The 20,829-nt window shown below is 64.7% G+C and carries 16 protein-coding genes; 7 read left to right on the top strand and 9 right to left on the bottom strand.

From position 1 onward, the window contains the following. Positions 1-53 precede the first annotated feature (53 nt). Together rnhA and IAE40_RS20305 are read right to left on the bottom strand one after the other, a co-directional pair. Positions 54-500, bottom strand: a complete 447-nt coding sequence (gene rnhA / locus IAE40_RS20310) for a ribonuclease HI (RefSeq protein ID WP_054894343.1) — start codon at positions 498-500, stop codon at positions 54-56. Positions 501-546: 46 nt separating this feature from the next. Then, a complete protein-coding gene (locus IAE40_RS20305; RefSeq protein WP_153774781.1) occupies positions 547-1,305 on the bottom strand; it encodes an SAM-dependent methyltransferase in 759 nt (252 codons plus the stop codon). Between the two features lie 86 nt (positions 1,306-1,391). Between IAE40_RS20305 and gloB the strand changes: the two genes are divergently transcribed. The 7 genes from gloB (at position 1,392) to IAE40_RS20270 (ending at position 11,249) form a co-directional block, all read left to right on the top strand. After that, entirely contained in the window at positions 1,392-2,171 is a 780-nt protein-coding gene (gene gloB / locus IAE40_RS20300; RefSeq protein ID WP_197893463.1) for a hydroxyacylglutathione hydrolase, read from the top strand. Between the two features lie 100 nt (positions 2,172-2,271). Continuing rightward, complete coding sequence (locus IAE40_RS20295) at positions 2,272-3,705, top strand: lytic transglycosylase domain-containing protein (protein WP_054894346.1); 1,434 nt, start codon at positions 2,272-2,274, stop codon at positions 3,703-3,705. Between the two features lie 171 nt (positions 3,706-3,876). Next, positions 3,877-5,706 (top strand): extracellular solute-binding protein, encoded by a 1,830-nt coding sequence (locus IAE40_RS20290; RefSeq protein WP_200603758.1) that lies wholly within the window; start codon positions 3,877-3,879, stop codon positions 5,704-5,706. Next, complete coding sequence (locus IAE40_RS20285; RefSeq protein ID WP_200603757.1) at positions 5,703-7,544, top strand: extracellular solute-binding protein; 1,842 nt, start codon at positions 5,703-5,705, stop codon at positions 7,542-7,544. The genes IAE40_RS20290 and IAE40_RS20285 overlap by 4 nt, the downstream gene beginning before the upstream one ends. 1 nt (position 7,545) lies before the next feature. Further along, the gene (locus tag IAE40_RS20280; protein ID WP_054894348.1) at positions 7,546-8,619 is read left to right on the top strand and encodes a microcin C ABC transporter permease YejB; all 1,074 of its coding nucleotides are present in this window, start codon (positions 7,546-7,548) and stop codon (positions 8,617-8,619) included. A gap of 1 nt (position 8,620) precedes the next feature. Beyond that, positions 8,621-9,640 (top strand): ABC transporter permease, encoded by a 1,020-nt coding sequence (locus IAE40_RS20275; protein WP_054894349.1) that lies wholly within the window; start codon positions 8,621-8,623, stop codon positions 9,638-9,640. Position 9,641: 1 nt separating this feature from the next. After that, positions 9,642-11,249, top strand: coding sequence for an ABC transporter ATP-binding protein (locus IAE40_RS20270; RefSeq protein ID WP_200603756.1), 1,608 nt, complete (start codon positions 9,642-9,644; stop codon positions 11,247-11,249). Between the two features lie 95 nt (positions 11,250-11,344). On the opposite strand, the gene IAE40_RS20265 is transcribed toward IAE40_RS20270, so the two are convergent. From IAE40_RS20265 to kdpF, 7 genes are all read right to left on the bottom strand, one after another. Further along, the gene (locus IAE40_RS20265; protein ID WP_200603755.1) at positions 11,345-12,697 is read right to left on the bottom strand and encodes a spinster family MFS transporter; all 1,353 of its coding nucleotides are present in this window, start codon (positions 12,695-12,697) and stop codon (positions 11,345-11,347) included. A gap of 139 nt (positions 12,698-12,836) precedes the next feature. Further along, complete coding sequence (locus tag IAE40_RS20260; protein WP_054894352.1) at positions 12,837-13,538, bottom strand: response regulator; 702 nt, start codon at positions 13,536-13,538, stop codon at positions 12,837-12,839. Further along, the gene (locus IAE40_RS20255; RefSeq protein WP_200603754.1) at positions 13,535-16,189 is read right to left on the bottom strand and encodes a sensor histidine kinase; all 2,655 of its coding nucleotides are present in this window, start codon (positions 16,187-16,189) and stop codon (positions 13,535-13,537) included. The genes IAE40_RS20260 and IAE40_RS20255 overlap by 4 nt, the downstream gene beginning before the upstream one ends. 141 nt (positions 16,190-16,330) lie before the next feature. Further along, positions 16,331-16,894, bottom strand: a complete 564-nt coding sequence (gene kdpC / locus IAE40_RS20250; protein ID WP_200603753.1) for a potassium-transporting ATPase subunit KdpC — start codon at positions 16,892-16,894, stop codon at positions 16,331-16,333. Positions 16,895-16,907: 13 nt separating this feature from the next. Further along, positions 16,908-18,959 carry a potassium-transporting ATPase subunit KdpB gene (gene kdpB, locus IAE40_RS20245; protein WP_200603752.1) on the bottom strand — a complete coding sequence of 684 codons (2,052 nt, stop codon included), beginning with the start codon at positions 18,957-18,959 and terminating at the stop codon, positions 16,908-16,910. 10 nt (positions 18,960-18,969) lie between these two features. Next, positions 18,970-20,664 carry a potassium-transporting ATPase subunit KdpA gene (gene kdpA / locus IAE40_RS20240; protein ID WP_200603751.1) on the bottom strand — a complete coding sequence of 565 codons (1,695 nt, stop codon included), beginning with the start codon at positions 20,662-20,664 and terminating at the stop codon, positions 18,970-18,972. A 9-nt stretch (positions 20,665-20,673) separates the two neighbouring features. Continuing rightward, positions 20,674-20,763, bottom strand: a complete 90-nt coding sequence (gene kdpF / locus IAE40_RS20235) for a K(+)-transporting ATPase subunit F (RefSeq protein WP_063545570.1) — start codon at positions 20,761-20,763, stop codon at positions 20,674-20,676. Positions 20,764-20,829 lie beyond the last annotated feature (66 nt).

Raw genomic sequence — 20,829 nt, 5'->3', positions numbered from 1 at the left:
TCTGGGAAAGGAGGCGAGTATACATCAAACCGGCCACTGGCTTTGCAGGTGCCTCAACGCTTGGCGCGAAGCTCATCCACCCCGCGGTTGGCCAGCATGTCGGCCCGCTCGTTACCCGGATGCCCGATATGCCCGCGCACCCACTTCCAGGTCACCTTGTGCCGGTTGACCTGTTCATCGAGCAACTGCCAGAGGTCGGCATTCTTCACCGGCTCTTTGGCAGCGGTCTTCCAGCCGCGTTTCTTCCAGTTGGCCATCCACTCGGTGATGCCCTTCATCACATATTGCGAGTCGGTAGTCAGCACCACTTCGCATTCGCGCTTGAGCGCCATCAGCGCGCAGATCGCAGCCATGAGCTCCATGCGGTTGTTGGTGGTGTCGCGCTCGCCGCCCCACAGCTCCTTCTCGACGCCCTTGTAGACGATCAGGGCGCCCCAGCCACCCAGGCCAGGGTTGCCCTTGCAGGCACCATCGGTGTAGATCTCGACGCTATCGCTCATGTACCGCCTTCGTTCGCTTGCAGGTTATCGACCATGGACGGCGCGGTCAGGGCTCGCTGTGACGACGATTGACCTTGGCCAGCGGCAGGGGCAACAGCTTGCCCATCGGCTCCCGGCGCTCCATGGGCAGCGGTCGCAGGCCAACCACCATCTTGCGCGCCACCAGCAGGTAAACACCCCCGCCCGCGGTCTGCCATCCCCCGGCCATCCGCTCCCACCCCGCCAGGCGCTGTTGCCAGACCGGGGAGGAAAGCGGCGGACGATAGCACCCGAAGCGGCGTTTCTCCAGCGCGAAGCCCAGCAGGTTGAGCCAATCGCCGACTCGCGATGGCGAGATGCAGCGCGCCTTGCGCAGCGCTCCGCGGCCGAAAAAGTGCCGCGCCCCCCAGGCGCTCCAGGGATTGATGCCAACGATCAACAGGTGCCCGCCCGGACGCACCGCGCTGGCAGCCTGGCGCAACAGACCGTGGGGCGAGAGGCTGAAATCCAGGCCATGCTGCAGCACCACCACATCAGCCGCATGCTCGGACAACGGCCAGGCCTGTTCCTCGCAGACGACCTCCACACCCGGCAATGGCGCGCCGAGGCGCACCGTGCGTTGCACCTGCGGCGCGCTGGGCGGTGTATCGGCGCTCGGCCCATAGTGCACGAGAAAACCGCCGAAGAAGCGGCCCAGCTCATCCTCGAGCAGTTTTTCTTCCTCCTTGAGCATCAGTTGCCCGATGGGCCCGGCGAACCAGTCACGGGCCAGGCTGATCAGCTCCACCCACTCGGGGTCGGCCTGGGCAAAGGCTTGGTCGGTCATTGCATTCTCCCTCGAAGGTTTCTTCGGCCACGCCATCGCAGCTAAGATGCCTTCATGTCCCACGCCAGATGATTCGGATCCGCGCCATGATACAGATCGATGCCCTTCCCGCTTTCTCCGACAACTACATCTGGTTGTTACAGGATACTGCCAAACGCCAGTGCGTGGTGGTCGACCCCGGCGACGCCGGTCCGGTGCTGCAGTGGCTGAAGGAACACACCGACTGGACGCTCACCGATATCCTCATCACCCACCACCACAATGACCATGTCGGCGGAGTGGAACAGCTCAAGCAGGAGACCGGCGCCAAGGTCTACGGCCCGGCCAACGAATGCATTCCGAGCCGCGACGTGGCGTTGGACGACGGCGACACCGTGACGGCGCTGGGCGTGACCTTCGAGGTGCTTGCCGTACCTGGGCACACCCTCGGCCATATTGCTTATTACAGTGCAAAAACACCGACCCCGCTGCTGTTCAGCGGCGACACCCTCTTCGCCGCCGGTTGCGGGCGAATGTTCGAAGGCACACCCGAACAGATGCAACCTGCGCTGCAGCGCCTGGCCGCGCTACCCGAGGCCACCGCCGTCTACTGCGCCCACGAATACACCCTGAGCAACCTGCGCTTTGCCAAGGCTGTGGAGCCGGATAACCCGCATGTTATCCAACGCTTCGAAGCCGTTACCCGCCTGCGCGCCGACAATCGCATCACTCTGCCCTCGACCATCGGCGTGGAGCGCTTGACCAATCCGTTTCTTCGCACAACTGAAACATCCGTTAAACAAAAAGCAGACGAATGGAAGGGACATTCAAACGAATCCCAACCCGCTGTTTTTGCTGCCTTGAGGTCTTGGAAAGACAGCTTCTGATAACCTCACGATATATCGCAGGATGACATCCAAGGTTGACCCGACTGGATGCGGTTTCTAGAATCGCCGAAATTTTTTGCCCGGAAAACCGTGTCCGCCGATGTCTTCCCGTAGCCGCCGCACCGCTCATTCCGCCGCCCTGACGCGCCTGGCCCAGGTCAGCGCACTCGCTTTGGCCGCCACTCTCGTGGGCTGCCAGAGCACCCGTCAGGTCGACGAATCCGACAGCGTTCGCGCACACAACTACCAGGCCCGGATCAAGCACAAACCAGCGCCGCTGATGATCAAGCCGGCCGAGCAAAAAGCGCCCGAGGATGTCTGGGAGCGCATGCGCCAGGGCTTCGCCCTGCAAGACAGCATCGACGTCAACCCGCGTATCGAGCAACAGCGCCTGTGGTTCGCCAGCAACCCGAGCTTCCTCGAGAACGCCGGCGAGCGTGGCAGCCTCTACCTGCACTACATCGTCGAGCGCCTCGAAGAACGCGACATGCCTCTTGAGCTGGCGCTGCTGCCGGCCATTGAAAGCGCCTACAACCCGATGGCCTACTCCCGCGCCCATGCGGCAGGCATGTGGCAATTCATCCCGTCCACCGGGCGCCACTTCAACCTGCGCCAGACCAACTTCTACGACGGTCGTCGCGACATCACCGCGTCCACCAACGCCGCGCTGGACTACCTGACCCGCCTGCACGACATGTTCAATGGCGACTGGCTGCTGGCCCTGGCCGCCTACAACGCTGGTGAAGGCACCGTCAGCCGGGCGATCGAGCGCAACGAGCGCCTCGGCCTGCCCACCGACTACTGGAACCTGCCGCTGCCTCAGGAGACCCGCGACTACGTGCCCAAGCTGCTGGCGCTGTCGCAGGTGGTCCTGACACCACAGGCCTATGGCGTCAACCTCAGCCCCATCGCCAACGAGCCCTACTTCGAAGCCGTCGCCATCAACGAGCGCCTCGACCTGACCCGCGTCGCCGCCTTCGCCAATATCGACGAAGACGAACTGATCCAGCTCAACCCCGCGTTCAAGAAACGCATGACGGTCGATGGCCCGCAGCAACTGCTCGTTCCTACCGCCAAGGCGCAACTGCTGACCAGCAGCCTGTCCAACCTCAAGCCTGAGCAACTGGTCAGCCTGCAACCGAACAAGGCCGTGTTCCAGGCCGCCCTCGCCGAGGCCAAGGCACCGGCCGCAACCAGCAGTTACCGAGTCAAGCGCGGCGACAACCTGGGCGCCATCGCCAAGGCCAACCGTGTGTCGGTCAAGGACATCCAGCGCTGGAATCGCCTGTCGGGCAGTAACCTGAAAGTCGGCCAGGTTCTGGCCCTGCGTGGCGGTAACGCGCCGAGCGCCTCAGCCAACCGCGTCGCGGCAGCCAAGCAGCGCTCCACCCAGTACAAGGTACGCAAGGGCGACTCGTACTATCTGGTGGCCAAACGGTTCAATGTCGAGATGAAACACCTCAAGCGCTGGAACCCGCGCAGCGGCCAGGCACTCAAGCCCGGCCAGACACTCACCGTCTACCTGACGCGCTGACTGCGTAGGCGCGGGCTTGTCAGGGCGGCGAGCCGGCGCCATGCACCGCGGTGTACTTTTCGCGGGCCAGCCCGCTTCCACAACCGCCCCCGCCATACCCTTTTTCCATTCCAGACAAGCTGTTACTGTACGCCGGACCAAGCCCAACGCCGCCTTGACCGGATTCCAGACTTGATAAGACCCCTCCTCCTGTCACTGAGCCTGGCCTTGAGCTTCCCCGCAGTCGCGACCGTGACCGAAAGCCACGGGTATGCGCAGTTCGGCACGCTCAAGTACCCGGCCACGTTCACCCATTTCGACTGGGTCAATCCGCAGGCGCCTAAAGGCGGAACTTTGCGGGCCATGGCATTCGGTACCTTCGACACGCTCAACCCCTACACCTTCAAGGGCACCAGCCCCGTTTCGACACCGAATTTCCAGCAGTACGGCGTCAACGAGCTGAACGAGACCTTGATGGTCGGCACCGGCCAATACGATCCTTCCGGCGACGAACCGACCTCCAGCTATGGCCTGATCGCCCGCTCGGTGGAGTACAGCGAAGACCGCAGTTGGGTGGTGTTCAACCTGCATCCCGAGGCGCGTTTCCATGACGGGCACCCCATCACCTCGGCCGACGTGGCGTTTTCCTACCGCACCCTGCTCAAGGAAGGCCATCCGCTGTACCGCACCAACCTGCAGGAAGTGCAGCGCGTCGACATCCTGGGGCCGCTGCGTATCCGCTTCGTCTTCAAGCGCGCCGGCAACCCGCTGCTGATCCTGCGCCTGGGCGAAATGCCAGTGCTGCCCAAGCACTACTGGCAAGATCGTGACTTCAAGGCCACCACCTTCGAGCCTCCGCTGGGCAGCGGTCCGTACCGCATCACCGAGGTGCAGCCCGGTCGGCGACTGGTGTTCAGCCGGGTGAAGAACTACTGGGGCAAGGATTTGCCGGTCAACCGCGGCAAGTACAACTTCAACCGCGTGGAGTTCGAGTTCTATCGTGACGCGACCGTGGCCTTCGAAGCGTTCAAGGCTGGCGAGTTCGACATCTACATCGAACACCAGGCCAAGAACTGGGCCAACGGCTATAACTTCCCGGCGATCCGCCGTGGCGATGTGATCAAGGCACAGATCCCGCACCGGATCCCGACCCAGACCCAGGGTCTGTTCATGAACACCCGCCGCGACGCGTTCGCCGACCCGAAGGTACGCCAGGCGCTGGGGCTGATGCTCGATTTCGAGTGGACCAACCGTGCCCTGTTCAGCAGTGCCTACCGTCGCTCGACCAGTTACTACCCCAACAGTGAATTCACCGCCAGCGGGCTGCCCATCGGCAAGGAATGGCTGCTGCTCTCACCGTTTCGCGAACAGTTACCCGCCAAGCTCTTCACCGAGCCCTACCAGGTCAGCCAGACCGACGGGCGCGGCATCGACCGCCAGACCTTGCGAACGGCCCTGGGCCTGCTCGGCGAAGCCGGCTGGAAGCTCGACGGGCAGCGCCTGGTCGACGCCAAAGGCCGCCAGTTGCGCCTGGAGTTGCTGCTGGTAAACCCGAATCTGGAACGCATCCTGCAACCTTATGTCGAAAATCTGTCCAGCATCGGCATCGACGCGCGCTTGCGCACGGTAGACCGAGCCCAGTACAAACAACGGCTGGACCAATTCGACTTCGACATGATCCTGATGACCCTGAACCAGACCCTCAGCCCCGGCCTCGAGCAGTGGCAGTACTTCCACTCGAGCCAGGCCACCGTCAAGGGCAGCAAGAACTACGCGGGCATCAAGGACCCTGTGGTCGATCACCTGCTCGACACGCTCATGGCCGCCCGCACCCGCGATGATCAGGTCGCCGCTGCGCGCGCGCTGGACCGGGTGCTGTCGTGGCACTACTACATGATTCCCAACTGGTACCTGGACAACCATCGCCTGGCCTACCGCAACCGGTTCGCCTTCGTCACCACGCCGCCCTACACCCTGGGCCTGAACAGCTGGTGGCTCAAGACTTCGGAGAAAGCCAAATGATGCCGACGCCTCGCCTGCGCCTGGCCTGCAGCCTGTTGCTCGCCTGCCTGAGCCTACCCGCGCTGGCCGCCCCGCAACACGCCCTGACGCTCTACGACGAACCGCCCAAGTACCCCGCCGACTTCAAGCATTTCGACTACGTCAATCCCGATGCCCCCAAGGGCGGGACCTTCCGCCAGTCCAGCTTCGGCGGTTTCGACAGCCTCAACCCCTTTATCAACAAGGGCGTATCGGCCGACAACATCAGCATCATCTACGACACCCTGATGCGCCAGAGCCTGGACGAGCCCTTCACCGAGTACGGGCTGGTCGCCGGCAAGATCGAGAAGGCCCCTGACAACAGCTGGGTACGCTTCTACCTGCGACCTGAAGCACGCTTCCATGACGGCCACCCCATCCGCGCCGAAGACGTCGTGTTCAGCTTCAACGCCCTCACCCAGCAGGGCGCGCCGTTGTACCGTCAGTACTACGGTGATGTCTCCGAGGTGATCGTCGAAGACCCGCTGCGCGTCTTGTTCAAGTTCAAGCACAGCAACAACCGAGAGCTGCCGCTGATCCTGGGCCAGTTGCCAGTGCTGCCCAAGCATTGGTACGAGACCCGCGACTTCACCCGCGGCAACCTCGAGATCCCGCTGGGCAGCGGCCCGTACAAGGTCGCCGAGGTCAAGGCCGGACGCTCGATCCGTTACGAGCGGGTCAAGGACTACTGGGCCAAGGACCTGCCGATCAACCGCGGCATGTTCAACTTCGACGCCATGACCTTCGACTCCTACCGCGACACTGCCGTCGCCCTCGAGGCGCTCAAGGCCGGGCAGTTCGACTATGCCCTGGAAGTCAGCGCGAAGAACTGGGCCACCGCCTACAACGTCCCTGCGGTGCGCGACGGGCGTCTGATCAAGGAAGAGTTGCCCAACGGCAATCCGGTCGGCATGCAGGGCTTCATCTTCAACCTGCGCAAGCCCGTGTTCCAGGACATCCGCGTGCGCCAGGCCCTGAGCCTGCTGCTCGATTACGAATGGACCAACAAGCAGCTGTTCAACGGTGCCTATACCCGCACCGGCAGCTACTTCGAAAACTCCGAGATGGCCGCTACGGGCCTGCCCTCCGCCGACGAGTTGAAGATTCTCGAGCCGCTGCGCGGCAAGATTCCCGAGCAGGTCTTCAGCGAGGCGTTCCACAATCCCGTCACCGACGGCAGCGGCATGATTCGCGAGCAGCAACGCAAGGCTTACCAGTTGTTGATGGACGCCGGTTGGAAGATCGAGAACGACAAGATGGTCGACGCCCAGGGCAAGCCGGTGTCGATCGAGTTTCTCCTGGCACAGACCGAGTTCGAACGCATCCTGCTGCCGTTCAAGCGCAACCTCGCCGACCTGGGCATCGACCTGACCATCCGCCGCGTCGACGTCTCGCAATACATCACGCGCCTGCGCTCGCGCGACTTCGACATGATCGTCGGCGGCTTCCCGCAATCCAACTCGCCGGGCAACGAACAGCGTGAGTACTGGACCAGCGCCGCCGCCGACCGCTCGGGCAGCCGCAACACCATCGGCCTGCGCGACCCGGCCATCGACCAACTGGTCGAAGACCTGATCAATGCCGACTCGCGCCAGAGCCTGGTCGCCCACACCCGCGCGCTGGACCGTGTGCTGCTGTGGGGCTACTACGTCATTCCCAACTGGCACATCAAGACCTGGCGGGTCGCCTACTGGAACCACCTTGGCCATCCAAAGGTGTCACCCAAATACGATATCGGCATCGATACCTGGTGGATCAAGCCCGACGTGACCCCGGCCGTCAGCGAAGCGCGCGTGCCACTCGTGGACGAGACGAACTGACATGCTTGCCTACATTCTGCGCCGCCTGCTGCTGATCATCCCGACCCTGTTCGGCATCCTCATCATCAACTTCATCATCGTCCAGGCCGCCCCCGGTGGCCCGGTCGAGCAGATGATCGCCAAGCTCGAAGGCTTCGATGGCGCCACCAGCCGCATTGCCGGCGGCGGTGCCGAAGTATCGGTAGCCGGCTCCAACTACCGCGGCGCCCAAGGCCTGGACCCGGCGCTGGTCGCTGAAATCGAACGCATGTACGGCTTCGACAAGTCAGCCCCAGAGCGGTTGTGGATCATGGTCAAGAACTACGCCCAGCTCGACTTCGGCGACAGCTTCTTCCGCGATGCCAAGGTCATCGACCTGATCGCCGAGAAGATGCCCGTGTCGATCTCGCTGGGGTTGTGGAGCACACTGATCATGTACCTGGTGTCGATCCCGCTGGGGATTGCCAAGGCGGTGCGCCATGGCAGCCACTTCGACGTCTGGACCAGCTCGGCGATCATCGTCGGCTACGCCATCCCCGCGTTCCTCTTCGCCATCCTGCTGATCGTGCTGTTCGCCGGTGGCAGCTATTTCGACTGGTTCCCGCTCCGGGGCCTGACCTCCAACAACTTCGACGAGCTGTCCACCACTGGCAAGGTGATGGACTACTTCTGGCACCTGGTGCTGCCGATCACCGCGCTGGTGATCGGCAACTTCGCCACCATGACCCTGCTGACCAAGAACAGCTTCCTCGACGAGATCAACAAGCAGTACGTGATCACCGCCAAGGCCAAGGGCCTGAGCCGCAACCGCGTGCTCTACGGCCATGTATTCCGCAACGCCATGCTGCTGGTGATCGCAGGGTTCCCGTCGGCGTTCATCGGTATCTTCTTCACCGGCTCCCTGCTGATCGAGGTGATTTTCTCTCTCGACGGCCTGGGCCTGATGAGTTTCGAAGCGGCCATCAACCGCGACTACCCGGTGGTGTTCGGCACCCTGTTCATCTTCACCCTGCTGGGGCTGGTGGTGAAACTGATCGGCGACCTCACCTACACCCTGGTCGATCCGCGCATCGACTTCGCCAGCCGGGAGCACTGACATGGCCCTCTCTCCCCTGAACCGCCGGCGCTTCGAGCGCTTCAAGGCCAACCGTCGCGGCTGGTGGTCGCTGTGGCTGTTCCTCATCCTGTTCGGCCTGAGCCTGGGTGCCGAGCTGATCGCCAACGACAAGCCCATCGCCGTGCGCTACGACGGCGAGTGGTACTTCCCGGCGTTCAAGCGCTACCCGGAAACCACCTTCGGCGGCGAATTCCCGCTGGAAGCCAACTACAAGAGCCCCTATATCCGCGAACTGCTGGAAAAAAAGGACAGCTTCGTGCTGTGGGCGCCGATCCCGTTCAGCTACCAGAGCATCAACTACGACCTGAAGGTCCCTGCCCCCGCGCCGCCTTCGGCCGACAACCTGCTCGGCACCGACGACCAGGGGCGCGACGTGCTCGCCCGGGTGATCTACGGATTCCGCGTCTCGGTGCTGTTCGCCCTGACGCTGACAATCGCCAGCTCCATCGTCGGCGTCATCGCCGGTGCCCTGCAGGGCTTCTATGGCGGCTGGGTGGACCTGGCTGGCCAGCGTTTCCTGGAAATCTGGTCGGGCCTGCCGGTGCTCTACCTGTTGATCATCCTCGCAAGCTTCGTGCAGCCCAACTTCTGGTGGTTGCTCGGCATCATGCTGCTGTTCTCATGGATGAGCCTGGTGGATGTCGTGCGCGCCGAGTTCCTGCGCGGACGCAACCTCGAGTACGTGCGCGCCGCCCGCGCCCTGGGTATGCGCAACGGCCCGATCATGTTCCGCCACATCCTGCCCAACGCCATGATCTCGACCATGACCTTCATGCCATTCATCCTCACCGGCGCCATCGGCACCCTCACCGCCCTCGACTTCCTCGGCTTCGGCTTGCCCGCCGGCTCGCCGTCGCTGGGCGAACTGGTCGCCCAGGGCAAGTCCAACCTGCAGGCGCCGTGGCTGGGCATCAGCGCCTTCGCCGTGCTGGCCGTCATGCTAAGCCTGCTGGTGTTCATCGGCGAATCCGCCCGCGATGCCTTCGACCCGAGGAAATGACATGAGCCAAGACACCCTGATCGAAGTGCGCGACCTGGCGGTGGAGTTCGTCACCGGCGAGCAGGTCAACCGCGTCGTCGATGGCATCAGTTTCGACATCCGCAAGGGCGAGACCCTCGCCCTGGTCGGCGAGAGCGGCTCAGGCAAATCAGTCACCGCGCACTCGATCCTGCGCCTGCTGCCCTACCCGCTCGCCCGCCACCCCAGCGGCACCATCCACTACGACGGCAAGGACCTCCTGCACCTGGGCGAGAAGCCCATGCAGCGCATCCGCGGCAATCGCATCGCGATGATTTTCCAGGAGCCGATGACCTCGCTGAACCCACTGCATTGCATCGAGAAGCAGATCAACGAGATCCTCCTGCTGCACAAAGGCCTCACCGGCAAGCAGGCCACCGCGCGCACCCTGGAGCTGCTCGAACTGGTCGGCATTCCCGACCCGAAGAAGCGCCTCAAGGCCCTGCCACATGAGCTCTCCGGCGGCCAGCGCCAGCGCGTGATGATCGCCATGGCCCTGGCCAACGAACCCGAACTGCTGATCGCCGACGAGCCCACCACCGCGCTCGACGTCACCGTGCAGCTCAAGATTCTCGATTTGCTCAAGTCCCTGCAGGCGCGCCTGGGCATGGCGCTACTGCTGATCAGCCACGACCTCAACCTGGTGCGGCGTATCGCCCACCGCGTGTGCGTGATGCAGTGCGGCAAGATCGTCGAACAGGCCGACTGCGAGACACTGTTCAAGGCCCCGCAGCACCCCTATACGCAGATGCTGATCAATGCCGAACCCAGCGGTGGCCCGGCGGCGAACGCGATCGGCAAACCGCTGCTGGAAGTCAACGACCTGAAGGTGTGGTTCCCGATCAAGAAGGGCCTGCTGCGCCGCACTGTCGATCATGTGAAAGCCGTCGACGGGATCAATTTCAGCCTCCCGCAGGGGCAAACCCTGGGGATCGTTGGTGAGAGCGGATCGGGCAAATCGACATTGGGGCTGGCGATCCTGCGCTTGATCGCAAGCCAGGGTGGGATTCGCTTCCACGGGCAGTCGCTGGAAGGGCTGAAGCAGCAGGACGTGCGGCCGCTGCGCCGCGAAATGCAGGTGGTGTTCCAGGACCCGTTCGGCAGCCTGAGCCCGCGCATGTGCGTGGCCGACATCGTTGGCGAGGGCTTGCGGATTCACAAGATCGGCACCCCCGCCGAGCAGGAAGCCGCGATCATTGCGGCGCTGGAGGAAGTGGGGCTGGACCCGCGCACACGGCACCGGTATCCGCACGAGTTCTCTGGCGGGCAGCGCCAGCGGATCGCGATCGCCCGCGCACTGGTGTTGAAGCCGGCGTTGATCCTGCTGGACGAACCGACTTCGGCGCTGGACCGCACCGTACAGCGTCAGGTTGTGGAGCTGCTGCGCAACCTGCAGTTGAAGTACAACCTGACGTACCTGTTCATCAGCCATGACCTCGCGGTGGTCAAGGCCTTGAGCCACCAGTTGATGGTGATCAAGCATGGGCATGTGGTGGAGCAAGGCGATGCGCAGGAGATATTCCATGCGCCGCAGCATCCGTATACGCGTCAGTTGCTGGAGGCGGCGTTTCTGGAGACGGCGAACAGTTGATCCCTTTGTGCAATGACAAAGAGCGACTAACGCGTTCAAAACCCAAGAGCCTGCTCAGCCCTGATAGGAGTGAGCAGGCTCAAGTCGGCTAGAGCTCAGGCTTCGGCGGCGCGGGCAGTCACTGCGTCGCCTTCGAGCACCATCCCCTCGCGCATCTTCTGCGCATCACGCACAAAGCAACGCGACGCCGCCAGCAGAAACACCAGGGTCAGCAGCAGCGCCACCGGGATCAGGTACATCGCGTCATGCAGCCCCTGGGCCTTGAACGCCTCGCTCATCACCACCTGTCCCGCCGCCTCCATGGCCGACACGGCAAAATGATCCGACAGCCCGCCGACCACCACCGGCCCCAGGCCACCACCGAGCAGGTACAGCCCGGCGAAGTACAGGGCCATGGCGGTAGCCCGCAGGCGCGGTTGCACCACATCCTGAATCGCCGTGTACACGCAGGTGTAGAAGTTGTACGAGAACAGCCACCCGACGCCGAACACCGCGACGAACAGCCCCAGCTCGATACGCCCGGCATGCAGTGCCCAGGCGGTGGCGAGAGTGGCCACCAACATGCTCAGCGCGGCGAACAACAGACGCCCATTGGCAAAACGCTGGTGCACCTTGTCGGCCACCCAGCCCCCTAGCGTGAGCCCAACCAGGCCGCTCAGACCGACGATCATCCCCGTTGCCACGGCCGCATCATGCAAGGGCAAGGCGAAGTAGCGCTGCAGCATCGGCACCATGAACGAGTTGCAGGCGTAGGAAGCGAAGTTGAAGGTCAGCCCCGCCAGTACCAGCCAGGCGAACGTGGGCACGCTCAGCACCCGACGCAGCGGGCGATCGATCGGCGCCTGGGAGATGGCAACGGTTTCCGCAGCGCCCCGCGCAGGTTCGCGGATCAGGAAGATGAACAGCGCCAACACCAGGCCGGGTACCGCCGCGATGAAGAATGGCGCACGCCAGCTGCCGAATGCCTGGACCATGGCACCGATGGTGAAGAACGCCAGCAACAGGCCCAGCGGCAGGCCGAGCATGAAGATGCCCATCGCCCGCGACCGTCGCTCGGCCGGGAACAGATCGCCGATCAGCGAGTTGGCGGCCGGCGCATAGCTGGCTTCACCGATGCCCACGCCCATGCGCACCAGCAGAAAACTCCAGAAGCTGCCGACCATGCCGTTGACCGCCGTCAGCCCGCTCCAGGCCGCCAGGCCCCAGCCCATCAGCTTGGCGCGCGAGCCGGTATCGGCCATGCGCGCCAGCGGCAGGCCAGCGATGGCGTATACCAGGGTAAAAGCGGTGCCGATCAGGCCGATCTGGAAATCGCTCAGGTGCCACTCCAGGCGGATCGGTTCGATGATGATCGCGGGGATGGTGCGGTCGAAGAAGTTGAACAGGTTGGCCAGGAACAGCAGGAACAAGATGCGCCAGGCGTTGGACGCTTGGGGGGCGGTGGTCATGGTCGGGTCCCTCGTTATCGTTATTCAGGGCTTCCAGCACGCCTGACGAAATCTAGAGGGTAAGGTGCGAGACGTCTGCCACCATTGACCGGGCTTATATCGCGCGATGGGCTGCAGCCTGACGGATCGCCCGCAGCATTCAAACCGATGGCGGCGCCACCAACCGATAGCCCACTCCCGCCTCGGTGATGATGTACCGCGGCGCGGTCGGATCGTCGCCCAGCTTGTGCCGCAGATGCCCCACCACGATGCGCAGGTAGTGGGTGTCGTCGACATGGGTCGGGCCCCAGATATCCTTGAGCAGTTGCTGTTGGGTGATCACCCGCCCCGGATGCCCGGCCAGTTGCGCCAGCAGCGCGTACTCCTTGCGTGTCAGTGCCACCTCGACGCCGTCGAGCGTGACCTTGCGATAGGCGAAGTCGACCACCAGCGCACCGAAGCTGGCGCTGGCCGCTTGCCCGGAGCCCGCCTGGGGTTTGTGTCGCAACAGCGCGCGCACCCGGGCAAGGAACTCCTGGATACCGAACGGCTTGGTCACGTAGTCGTTGGCACCGCCATCCAGCGCATCGACCTTCTGCACCTCGCTGGCTCGCACCGACAGCACCATCACCGGCACGGCGCTCCACTCTCGCAGTTCGCGCAACACCTGCTGGCCGTCCATATCCGGCAAGCCGAGATCGAGCACCACCAGGTCAGGCTTGCTCAGCGCCGCCTGAGCCAGGCCTTCGCCGCCGGTCGCAGCCTCGATCACCTTGTAGCCCTGGGACACGAGGCTGATGCGCAGGAACTTGCGGATCTGCGGTTCGTCGTCGATGACCAGAAGGGTGGCGGCTTGGCTCATGGGGCTTCACTGTCGCTGTCGGGTTGAAGAGGCAACGGCAAGCATAGAGTGATGCAGGTGCCCTGGCCATCGATGCCCTCGCCGACCAGTATGCTGCCGCCATGGGCGCCGATCATGCCCTGGCAGATCGCAAGCCCCAGGCCTGTGCCCTGCCCGCCGCGGTCGCCGCGGGCAGCGGTGTAGAACATGTCGAAGATCTTCTCGCGCTCGGCCACCGGAATGCCCGGGCCCTGATCCGCGACCGCGAAGCACAGGTGCTCGTCCTGCACCTCCACCCGCAGCGCCAGGCGACCATTGACCGGCGAGAAACGTGCGGCATTCTCCAGTACGTTGACCAGCGCCTGCTCGATCAGCGCTGCATGCACGAACAGCAGGGGCAGCTCTGCAGGTACCTCGGTGTCTGCGCGCAACGGTGCCAGCACCGCGCGCAGACGGTTCAGAGCGCTGCCAACGATATCGCCGGGCGACACCCAGTCACGCGCAAGCTTCAAGCCGCCATGGCCCAGCCGGGTCATGTCGAGCAGGTTCTGGATGTAACGATCCAGGCGCTCGGCTTCGTTGCGTGTGCCTTCGAGCAGCTCACGGCGATCGTCCGGAGGGATCGCATCACCCAGTGCCAGCAAGCTGTCGATGCTACCGCGCATGGCGGTCAGCGGGGTGCGCAGATCATGGGACACCGAGGCAAGCAAGGCGCTGCGCAACTGCTCGGTTTCGCCATGCAGGCGCGCGGCTTCGAGCTGCTCGCCCAGGCGCGCGCGGGCCAGGGCCTGGGCCAGCGGCTCGGCCAGCGCCGTCAGCAAGCGACGGCGCTGCGCGCTCAACGGCTCGCCCGAGGCCGGCTGCACCCCCAGCAAGGCCAAGGGAGTCTCGTCGACCGCCAGCGGCCACCACCACCAGCGACCATGGGGCAAGGTATCGCTGCCATGCCCTGCTGCCTGGCCATGTTGCCAGGCCCATTCGGCAGCGGCGCGCTCATTGTCGGTAAAGACCTGCGGCCCGCCGCTGGCGACCTGCAACAAGCCCTCGGCATCGCGCTCGAGCAGACAGATCTGGATACCCTGCCAATCGTCCAGGTGCTGCCCGGCGGCACTGAAAACCGCCTGGCGATCCGTGGCCACGGTCAGGCGACGCGACAGGTCGAGCAGTTGCCGGGTCTCGCCCTGGGTTTCGCGCAGCGCCTGCAACTGACGGCGCTGACGAGCGGCGAGATTGCCGGTCAGGGCCGCCATGAGCAGGAAGAACACCAGGGTCAGCACATCCTCTTCGCGCTGGATGCTGAACGAAAAGCTCGGCGGGATGAACAGGAAGTCGTAGGTCAGGAACGACAGCGCCGCACAGGCCAGCGCAGGCCCCAGGCTGCTGCGCACCGCGACCAGCAGCACCGCCGCGAGGAACACCAGCGAAATGTTCGGCAAGGCCAGCACACTGGACACGGCCCAGGCCAGCCCTGCCGCCAGCATGGTCGCCAGCAGCGCCAGCCAATAGTGGCGCCAGACCCACACTCGATTGACCACCGCCCCTGTCGGTACAGGTTGAGCGTCGCGGTCGAGCACATTGATCTCCAGCCCCCGGCTGTCGCGCAGCAAGCGTGCGGCGACGCCCGCACCGAGCACGCGGCGGCGCAGACGGTCGCGGGACTGGCCGACCAGCACCAGGCTCGCCCGCCGTTCCAGCGCATGCTGGATGAGCGTGCGCGCCACCTCCCCGGCCCTGAGTACCACGACTTCGCCGCCCAGGCGCTCGGCCAGTTGCTGTGCGGCCTGCAGGCGCTGACGAGCGCCCTCGTCACGTAGCTTGCCGTTGTCGACATGCACCAGGCTCCACGGCAAATGCCGACGCTGGGCGACGCGGCTGGCATGGCGCACCAGACGCTCGGCCTGCTCATCGCCATCGACCCCGACCAGCAGGCGCCCTCGCAAGGTCGGCGCCTGCTCGCCGCGCTGGCGGTAGCCATGGGCAAGGTCGGCATCGACCTGGGCTGCAGCGGTCTGCATGGCCAGTTCGCGCAAGGCGGTGAGGTTGGTCTGGGAGAAGAACGCATCGATCGCCGCCCGTGCCTGCTCAGGCACGTAGACCTTGCCTTCGCGCAAGCGCTCGAGCAGTTCACGTGGCGGCAGGTCGATCAGCACCAGCTCGAAGGCTTCCTGCAGCACCCAGTCGGGCAGGGTTTCGCGCACCTGAACGCCCGTGATGTCGCGAACCTTGTCGTTGAGGCTTTCCAGGTGCTGGACATTGACCGTGGTATACACATCGATACCGGCAGCGAGCAGTTCCTGAACATCCTGCCAGCGCTTGGCGTGACGGCTGCCTGGGGCGTTGGTATGAGCCAGCTCGTCGACCAGCGCCAGCGGTGGTGCAGCCTTGAGCAGGCCATCGAGGTCCATTTCTTCGAGGATGACGCCGCGGTACTCGCTGCGCAGCAAGGGCTGCTGCGCCAAGCCACCGAGCAGCGCCTCGGTTTCGGCCCGGCCATGGGTCTCCACCACCGCCGCCAGCACCTTTACCCCCTGGCGCTGCTGGGCATGGGCGGCCTGGAGCATGGCGAACGTCTTGCCCACGCCGGGAGCTGCGCCCAGAAATACTTTAAGCCTGCCGCGACCGTTGCGGGGCAGGCTCGCCAACAGCGCATCGGCGCGGGCGGAATCACTCATGCTTGATCCTTTGGTAAGGGGGCCAGGGGCCTGCTTCGCAGGCCATCACGGGGCAAGCCACAGGTCCTGCGCCGTTCTTGTGAACGCCGGTGAACCTGGGGGAGGGCTTGCCCCGCGATGGCCGCGACACGGCCTGGATTATCAGCGCTCAGTAACAGGCGCCAACCGCGCCAACGCCTGGTTCAACGCCAACACATTGACCACCGGCGGGCCGACCAATGGCCGCAGAGTGGCCTCATCTACCAGCGCTTGCAAGCGCTCGATGGGGATCTGCCGCGCCGCCGCAACGCGCGGCAACTGGTAGGCGATCGCCTCCGGCGGCAATTGCGGGTCGAGCCCGCTGCCGGAGGTGGTCAACAGGGCCTGCGGCACCGGCCCAAGCTCAGGCTGGTACAGGGCGGCGGCATCACTCCTGACCCGCTCTGCCAGCACCGGATTGCTCGGTGCCAGGTTGCTCGCGCTGCTGGATACCGTCGCGAAGGCGCCGGCCGAAGGGCGCGACTGGAACCAGCCGTCGCCCTTGAATTCCTGGGCGATCAACGCCGAGCCGCGAACCTGCCCCTGCTCATCGCGCACCAAGCTGCCATTGGCCTGCTCGGGGAAGGCGACCTGGGCGATACCGGTCACCGCCAGCGGGTACAACGCGCCGGTGACCAGGGTCATCAGCAGGACCAGGCTCACGGCCGGGCGTACGTAGGTGCTCATGTTCGTCTCTCCTTCAGACCAGGTGCAGTGCAGTGAGCAGCATGTCGATCAGCTTGATCCCGGCGAACGGCACCAGGATGCCGCCCACGCCGTAGATCAGCAGGTTGCGCCGCAGCAGGTGCGCGGCACTTGCCGCCTGCACGCGCACTCCGCGCAAGGCCAGGGGGATCAGCACGATGATGATCAGCGCGTTGAAGACGATCGCCGAAAGGATCGCGCTTTGCGGGCTGCTCAGGCGCATCAGGTTGAGCACACCCAGTTGCGGGTAGATCGAAGCGAACAGCGCCGGCAGGATGGCGAAGTACTTGGCCACGTCGTTGGCAATGGAGAACGTTGTCAGTGCACCACGGGTCACCAGCAGTTCCTTGCCGACCTGGACCACATCCAGCAGCTTGGTCGGATCGCTGTCCAGGTCGACCATGTTGGCCGCCTCGCGCGCCGCCTGGGTACCGTCGTTCATGGCCATGCCGACATCCGCCTGGGCCAAGGCCGGGGCATCGTTGGCACCGTCACCGCACATGGCGACCAGGCGGCCGTCATTCTGCTCCTGGCGAATGCGCGCCAGCTTCTTCTCGGGGGTGGCCTCGGCAAGCACGTCATCGACACCGGCCTCGGCGGCGATGGCCGCAGCGGTCAGCGGGTTGTCGCCGGTCACCATCACGGTGCGGATACCCAGTTTGCGCAACTCGGCGAAGCGCTCGCGGATGCCGGGCTTGACCACGTCCTTGAGGTGAATCACCCCCAGCAAGTGGCGGTCGACGCATACCAGCAAGGGGGTGCCGCCACTCTGGGCGATGCGTTCGACTTCACGGGCCAGCGAAGCCGGCATTTCCAGGCGTTGCAAGCCGACGAACGCCAGCACCGCATCCACCGCGCCCTTGCGGTAGCGGCGCTGACCGAAGTCGATACCCGAAAGGCGCGTCTCGGCGCTGAAGGCGATGGCGCTGTACTGCGCGGCAGCCGGCTCGTCGAAGTCGTGCAACTGGCGCAGGTAGTCGACGATGGACTTGCCCTCGGCCGTGTCGTCGGCCAGCGAGGCAAGCAAGGCTCCCTCCCCCAGCTCCTTGGGGGTAACACCGGGCGCTGCGTGCAGGGCACTGCAGCGGCGGTTGCCGAAGGTGATGGTGCCGGTCTTGTCGAGCATCAACGTGTGCACGTCGCCCGCAGCCTCCACCGCACGCCCGGAGCGGGCGATGACGTTAAGGCGCACCAGGCGATCCATACCCGCGATACCGATGGCCGACAGCAGGCCACCAATGGTCGTCGGGATCAGCGTCACCAGCAACGCGGCGAGGAAGATCAGCGGCAGGCTGCCGCCCACGAAATGGGCGAACGGCTGCAAGGTCACCACCACGATCAGGAAAATCAGGGTCAGGCCGATCAGCAGGATATCCAGGGCAATCTCGTTGGGGGTCTTCTGGCGCTTGGCGCCTTCGACCAGAGCGATCATGCGGTCCAGGGTCGACTCACCGGGGTTGCTGGTGATGCGTATCAGCAACCAGTCGGAAACCAGCCGGGTATTGCCGGTCACGGCCGAACGATCACCACCGGATTCGCGGATCACCGGCGCAGACTCGCCGGTGATCGCCGCCTCGTTGACGGCGGCGATGCCTTCGAGCACCTCGCCATCACCCGGTATCAGCTCACCGGCCACCACGCGCACCACATCGTCCTTGCGCAATGCGGTGGCAGCGACGGTTTCGAAGCTGCCATTGGCCAGACGGCGCTGAGCGGTCAGGCCCTGGCTGCCGGCCTTGAGGCTATCGGCACGGGCCTTGCCCCGGCCTTCCGCCAAGGCTTCGGCGAAATTGGCAAAGAGTACGGTGAACCACAGCCACAGGGCGATCTGCACCGCCACGCCGGTGCTCACACCGCTGCCGGGCACCAGGCACAGGACCGTGGTCAGCACAGCCGTCAGGGCGACCACCAGCATCACCGGCGAGCGCTTGAGCTGGCGCGGATCGAGCTTGACGAAGGCCTGCATCAGGGCCGGGCGCCAGAGCGCGGCGAAGCGGGTCTGGTCGACGGCGCGGGGAGCTTTCACTTCAGAAATGGGCATGTTCATGTTCGGATCCTCAGAAACCCAGGCTCAGCTGTTCGGCGATCGGCCCCAGGGCCAGGGTCGGCAGGAAGGTCAGCCCGCCGACCAGCAGGATGGTCACCAACAGCAGGCCGGCGAACAGCGGGCCATGGGTGGGGAAGCTGTTCTGGCCCTGCGGCGCGCTTTTCTTGGCGGCCAGGCTGCCTGCAAGGGCCAGCACTGGCAGGATGTAGCCGAAGCGCCCGATCAGCATGGCCAGGCCGATCATCAGGTTGTGGAACACCGTGTTGGCACCAAAGCCGCCGAAAGCCGAGCCGTTGTTGGCGGTGCCGGAGGTGTAGGCATACAGCAACTGGCTGAAACCATGCGGCCCCGGATTGCTCACCGCACCTGCCGGCCCCGGCAGGCTGGCGGCGATGGCGCCGAGCACCAGCACGCCAACCGGCATCACCAGCAGTGTCGCCACCAACAATTGCACTTCGCGGGCCTGCAACTTCTTGCCCAGGTATTCCGGCGTGCGACCGATCATCAACCCGGCCAGGAATACCGCGATCAGCACGAACAGCAGCATGCCGTAGAGGCCTGCACCGACGCCGCCGAAGATCACCTCGCCGACCATCATGTTGACCATCGCCACCATGCCAGTCAGCGGATTGAGGCTGTCGTGCATGGCGTTGACCGAGCCGTTGGAGGCGGAGGTCGTCGTCACGGCCCACAACACGCTCGCGGTGGTGCCGAAGCGGCTTTCCTTGCCTTCCATCGGCGCGCTTTGCTGCACCTGAGCGCTGTCCAGGGCCGGGTTGGGCTGGTACTCGGCCCACAGGCCGACCGCACCGCCGATCAGGAACAGGCCCAACATGCAGGCCAGGATCGCCCGGCTCTGACGCAGGTCCTTGACGTAGTGGCCGAAGGTGAACACCAGTGCCACCGGAATCAGAATGATCGAAGCCACCTCGAACAGGTTGCTCCAGGCTGTCGGGTTCTCGAACGGATGCGCCGAGTTGACGCCGAAGAAGCCGCCGCCGTTGGTGCCCAGTTGCTTGATCGCGATCTGGCTGGCGGCAGGGCCCAGCGGGATGCTCTGGTCGGCACCTTGCAGGGTGACGGCATGGGCGTAGTCGGCGAATGTCTGTGGCACACCCTGCCACACCAGCAGCAACGCCAGCACGATGCACAGTGGCAGCAGGCCATAGAGGGTGGCACGGGTCATGTCGACCCAGAAGTTACCCAGGTTGTGAGTGGAGCGCCGGCCGATACCACGGCACAGGGCGACCAGCACGGCAAGGCCGGTGGCGGCGCTGACGAAGTTCTGCACGGTCAGGCCGATCATCTGGCTCAAGTAGCTGAGCGAGGCCTCACCGCTGTAGGCCTGCCAGTTGGTGTTGGTCATGAAGCTGACAGCGGTGTTGAATGCCAGCGACCATTCCTGGCCCGGCAGGTGCTGCGGGTTGAGCGGCAGCGAGCCCTGCAGCAGGAGCACGGCGAACAGCACCAGGAAGCCCACCAGGTTGAAGGCCAGCAGCGCCAGGGTGTATTGCTTCCAGTTCTGCTCCTGCTCGGCGCGCACCCCGGACAACCGGTAGCAACCCTGCTCTACCGGGCCGAGGATCGGCGACAGCCAGGTACGCTGACCCTCCATGACCTTGTAGTAGAACCGCCCAAGCCAGGGTGCTGGTAGCAGCACAAGGGCCAGAAACGCCAGCAGCAATGCGAAGTCGTAGCTGTGCATGGCCGCTCCCTAGCTGCGATCGGCGCGCAGCAGCGCAACCAGCAGGTAAATGGCCAACGCCACTGCCAGCAGCAGTGACACTCCGTCGAGCATGTTCATCGGTGGATCTCCCCGTCTTGCGGCGTCGGCCGCTTTGGGGGAATTGTCGGGGCGGGGGGCGTAAAG

Source organism: Pseudomonas sp. S44, assembly GCF_016624805.1.
Classification (GTDB): domain Bacteria; phylum Pseudomonadota; class Gammaproteobacteria; order Pseudomonadales; family Pseudomonadaceae; genus Aquipseudomonas; species Aquipseudomonas machongensis.
The sequence above is the reverse complement of the archived record's forward strand: the minus strand, read 5'-3'. Positions and strand labels throughout refer to the sequence as shown.

Bases quoted from the DNA above. Each gene is read 5' to 3' on its own strand.
- rnhA (WP_054894343.1), bottom strand. From the start codon at position 500: ATGAGCGATAGCGTCGAGATCTACACCGATGGTGCCTGCAAGGGCAAC.
- IAE40_RS20305 (WP_153774781.1), bottom strand. From the start codon at position 1,305: ATGACCGACCAAGCCTTTGCCCAGGCCGACCCCGAGTGGGTGGAGCTG.
- gloB (WP_197893463.1), top strand. From the start codon at position 1,392: ATGATACAGATCGATGCCCTTCCCGCTTTCTCCGACAACTACATCTGG.
- IAE40_RS20295 (WP_054894346.1), top strand. From the start codon at position 2,272: ATGTCTTCCCGTAGCCGCCGCACCGCTCATTCCGCCGCCCTGACGCGC.
- IAE40_RS20285 (WP_200603757.1), top strand. From the start codon at position 5,703: ATGATGCCGACGCCTCGCCTGCGCCTGGCCTGCAGCCTGTTGCTCGCC.
- IAE40_RS20280 (WP_054894348.1), top strand. From the start codon at position 7,546: ATGCTTGCCTACATTCTGCGCCGCCTGCTGCTGATCATCCCGACCCTG.
- IAE40_RS20275 (WP_054894349.1), top strand. From the start codon at position 8,621: ATGGCCCTCTCTCCCCTGAACCGCCGGCGCTTCGAGCGCTTCAAGGCC.
- IAE40_RS20270 (WP_200603756.1), top strand. From the start codon at position 9,642: ATGAGCCAAGACACCCTGATCGAAGTGCGCGACCTGGCGGTGGAGTTC.
- IAE40_RS20265 (WP_200603755.1), bottom strand. From the start codon at position 12,697: ATGACCACCGCCCCCCAAGCGTCCAACGCCTGGCGCATCTTGTTCCTG.
- IAE40_RS20260 (WP_054894352.1), bottom strand. From the start codon at position 13,538: ATGAGCCAAGCCGCCACCCTTCTGGTCATCGACGACGAACCGCAGATC.
- IAE40_RS20255 (WP_200603754.1), bottom strand. From the start codon at position 16,189: ATGAGTGATTCCGCCCGCGCCGATGCGCTGTTGGCGAGCCTGCCCCGC.
- kdpC (WP_200603753.1), bottom strand. From the start codon at position 16,894: ATGAGCACCTACGTACGCCCGGCCGTGAGCCTGGTCCTGCTGATGACC.
- kdpB (WP_200603752.1), bottom strand. From the start codon at position 18,959: ATGAACATGCCCATTTCTGAAGTGAAAGCTCCCCGCGCCGTCGACCAG.
- kdpA (WP_200603751.1), bottom strand. From the start codon at position 20,664: ATGCACAGCTACGACTTCGCATTGCTGCTGGCGTTTCTGGCCCTTGTG.
- kdpF (WP_063545570.1), bottom strand. From the start codon at position 20,763: ATGAACATGCTCGACGGAGTGTCACTGCTGCTGGCAGTGGCGTTGGCC.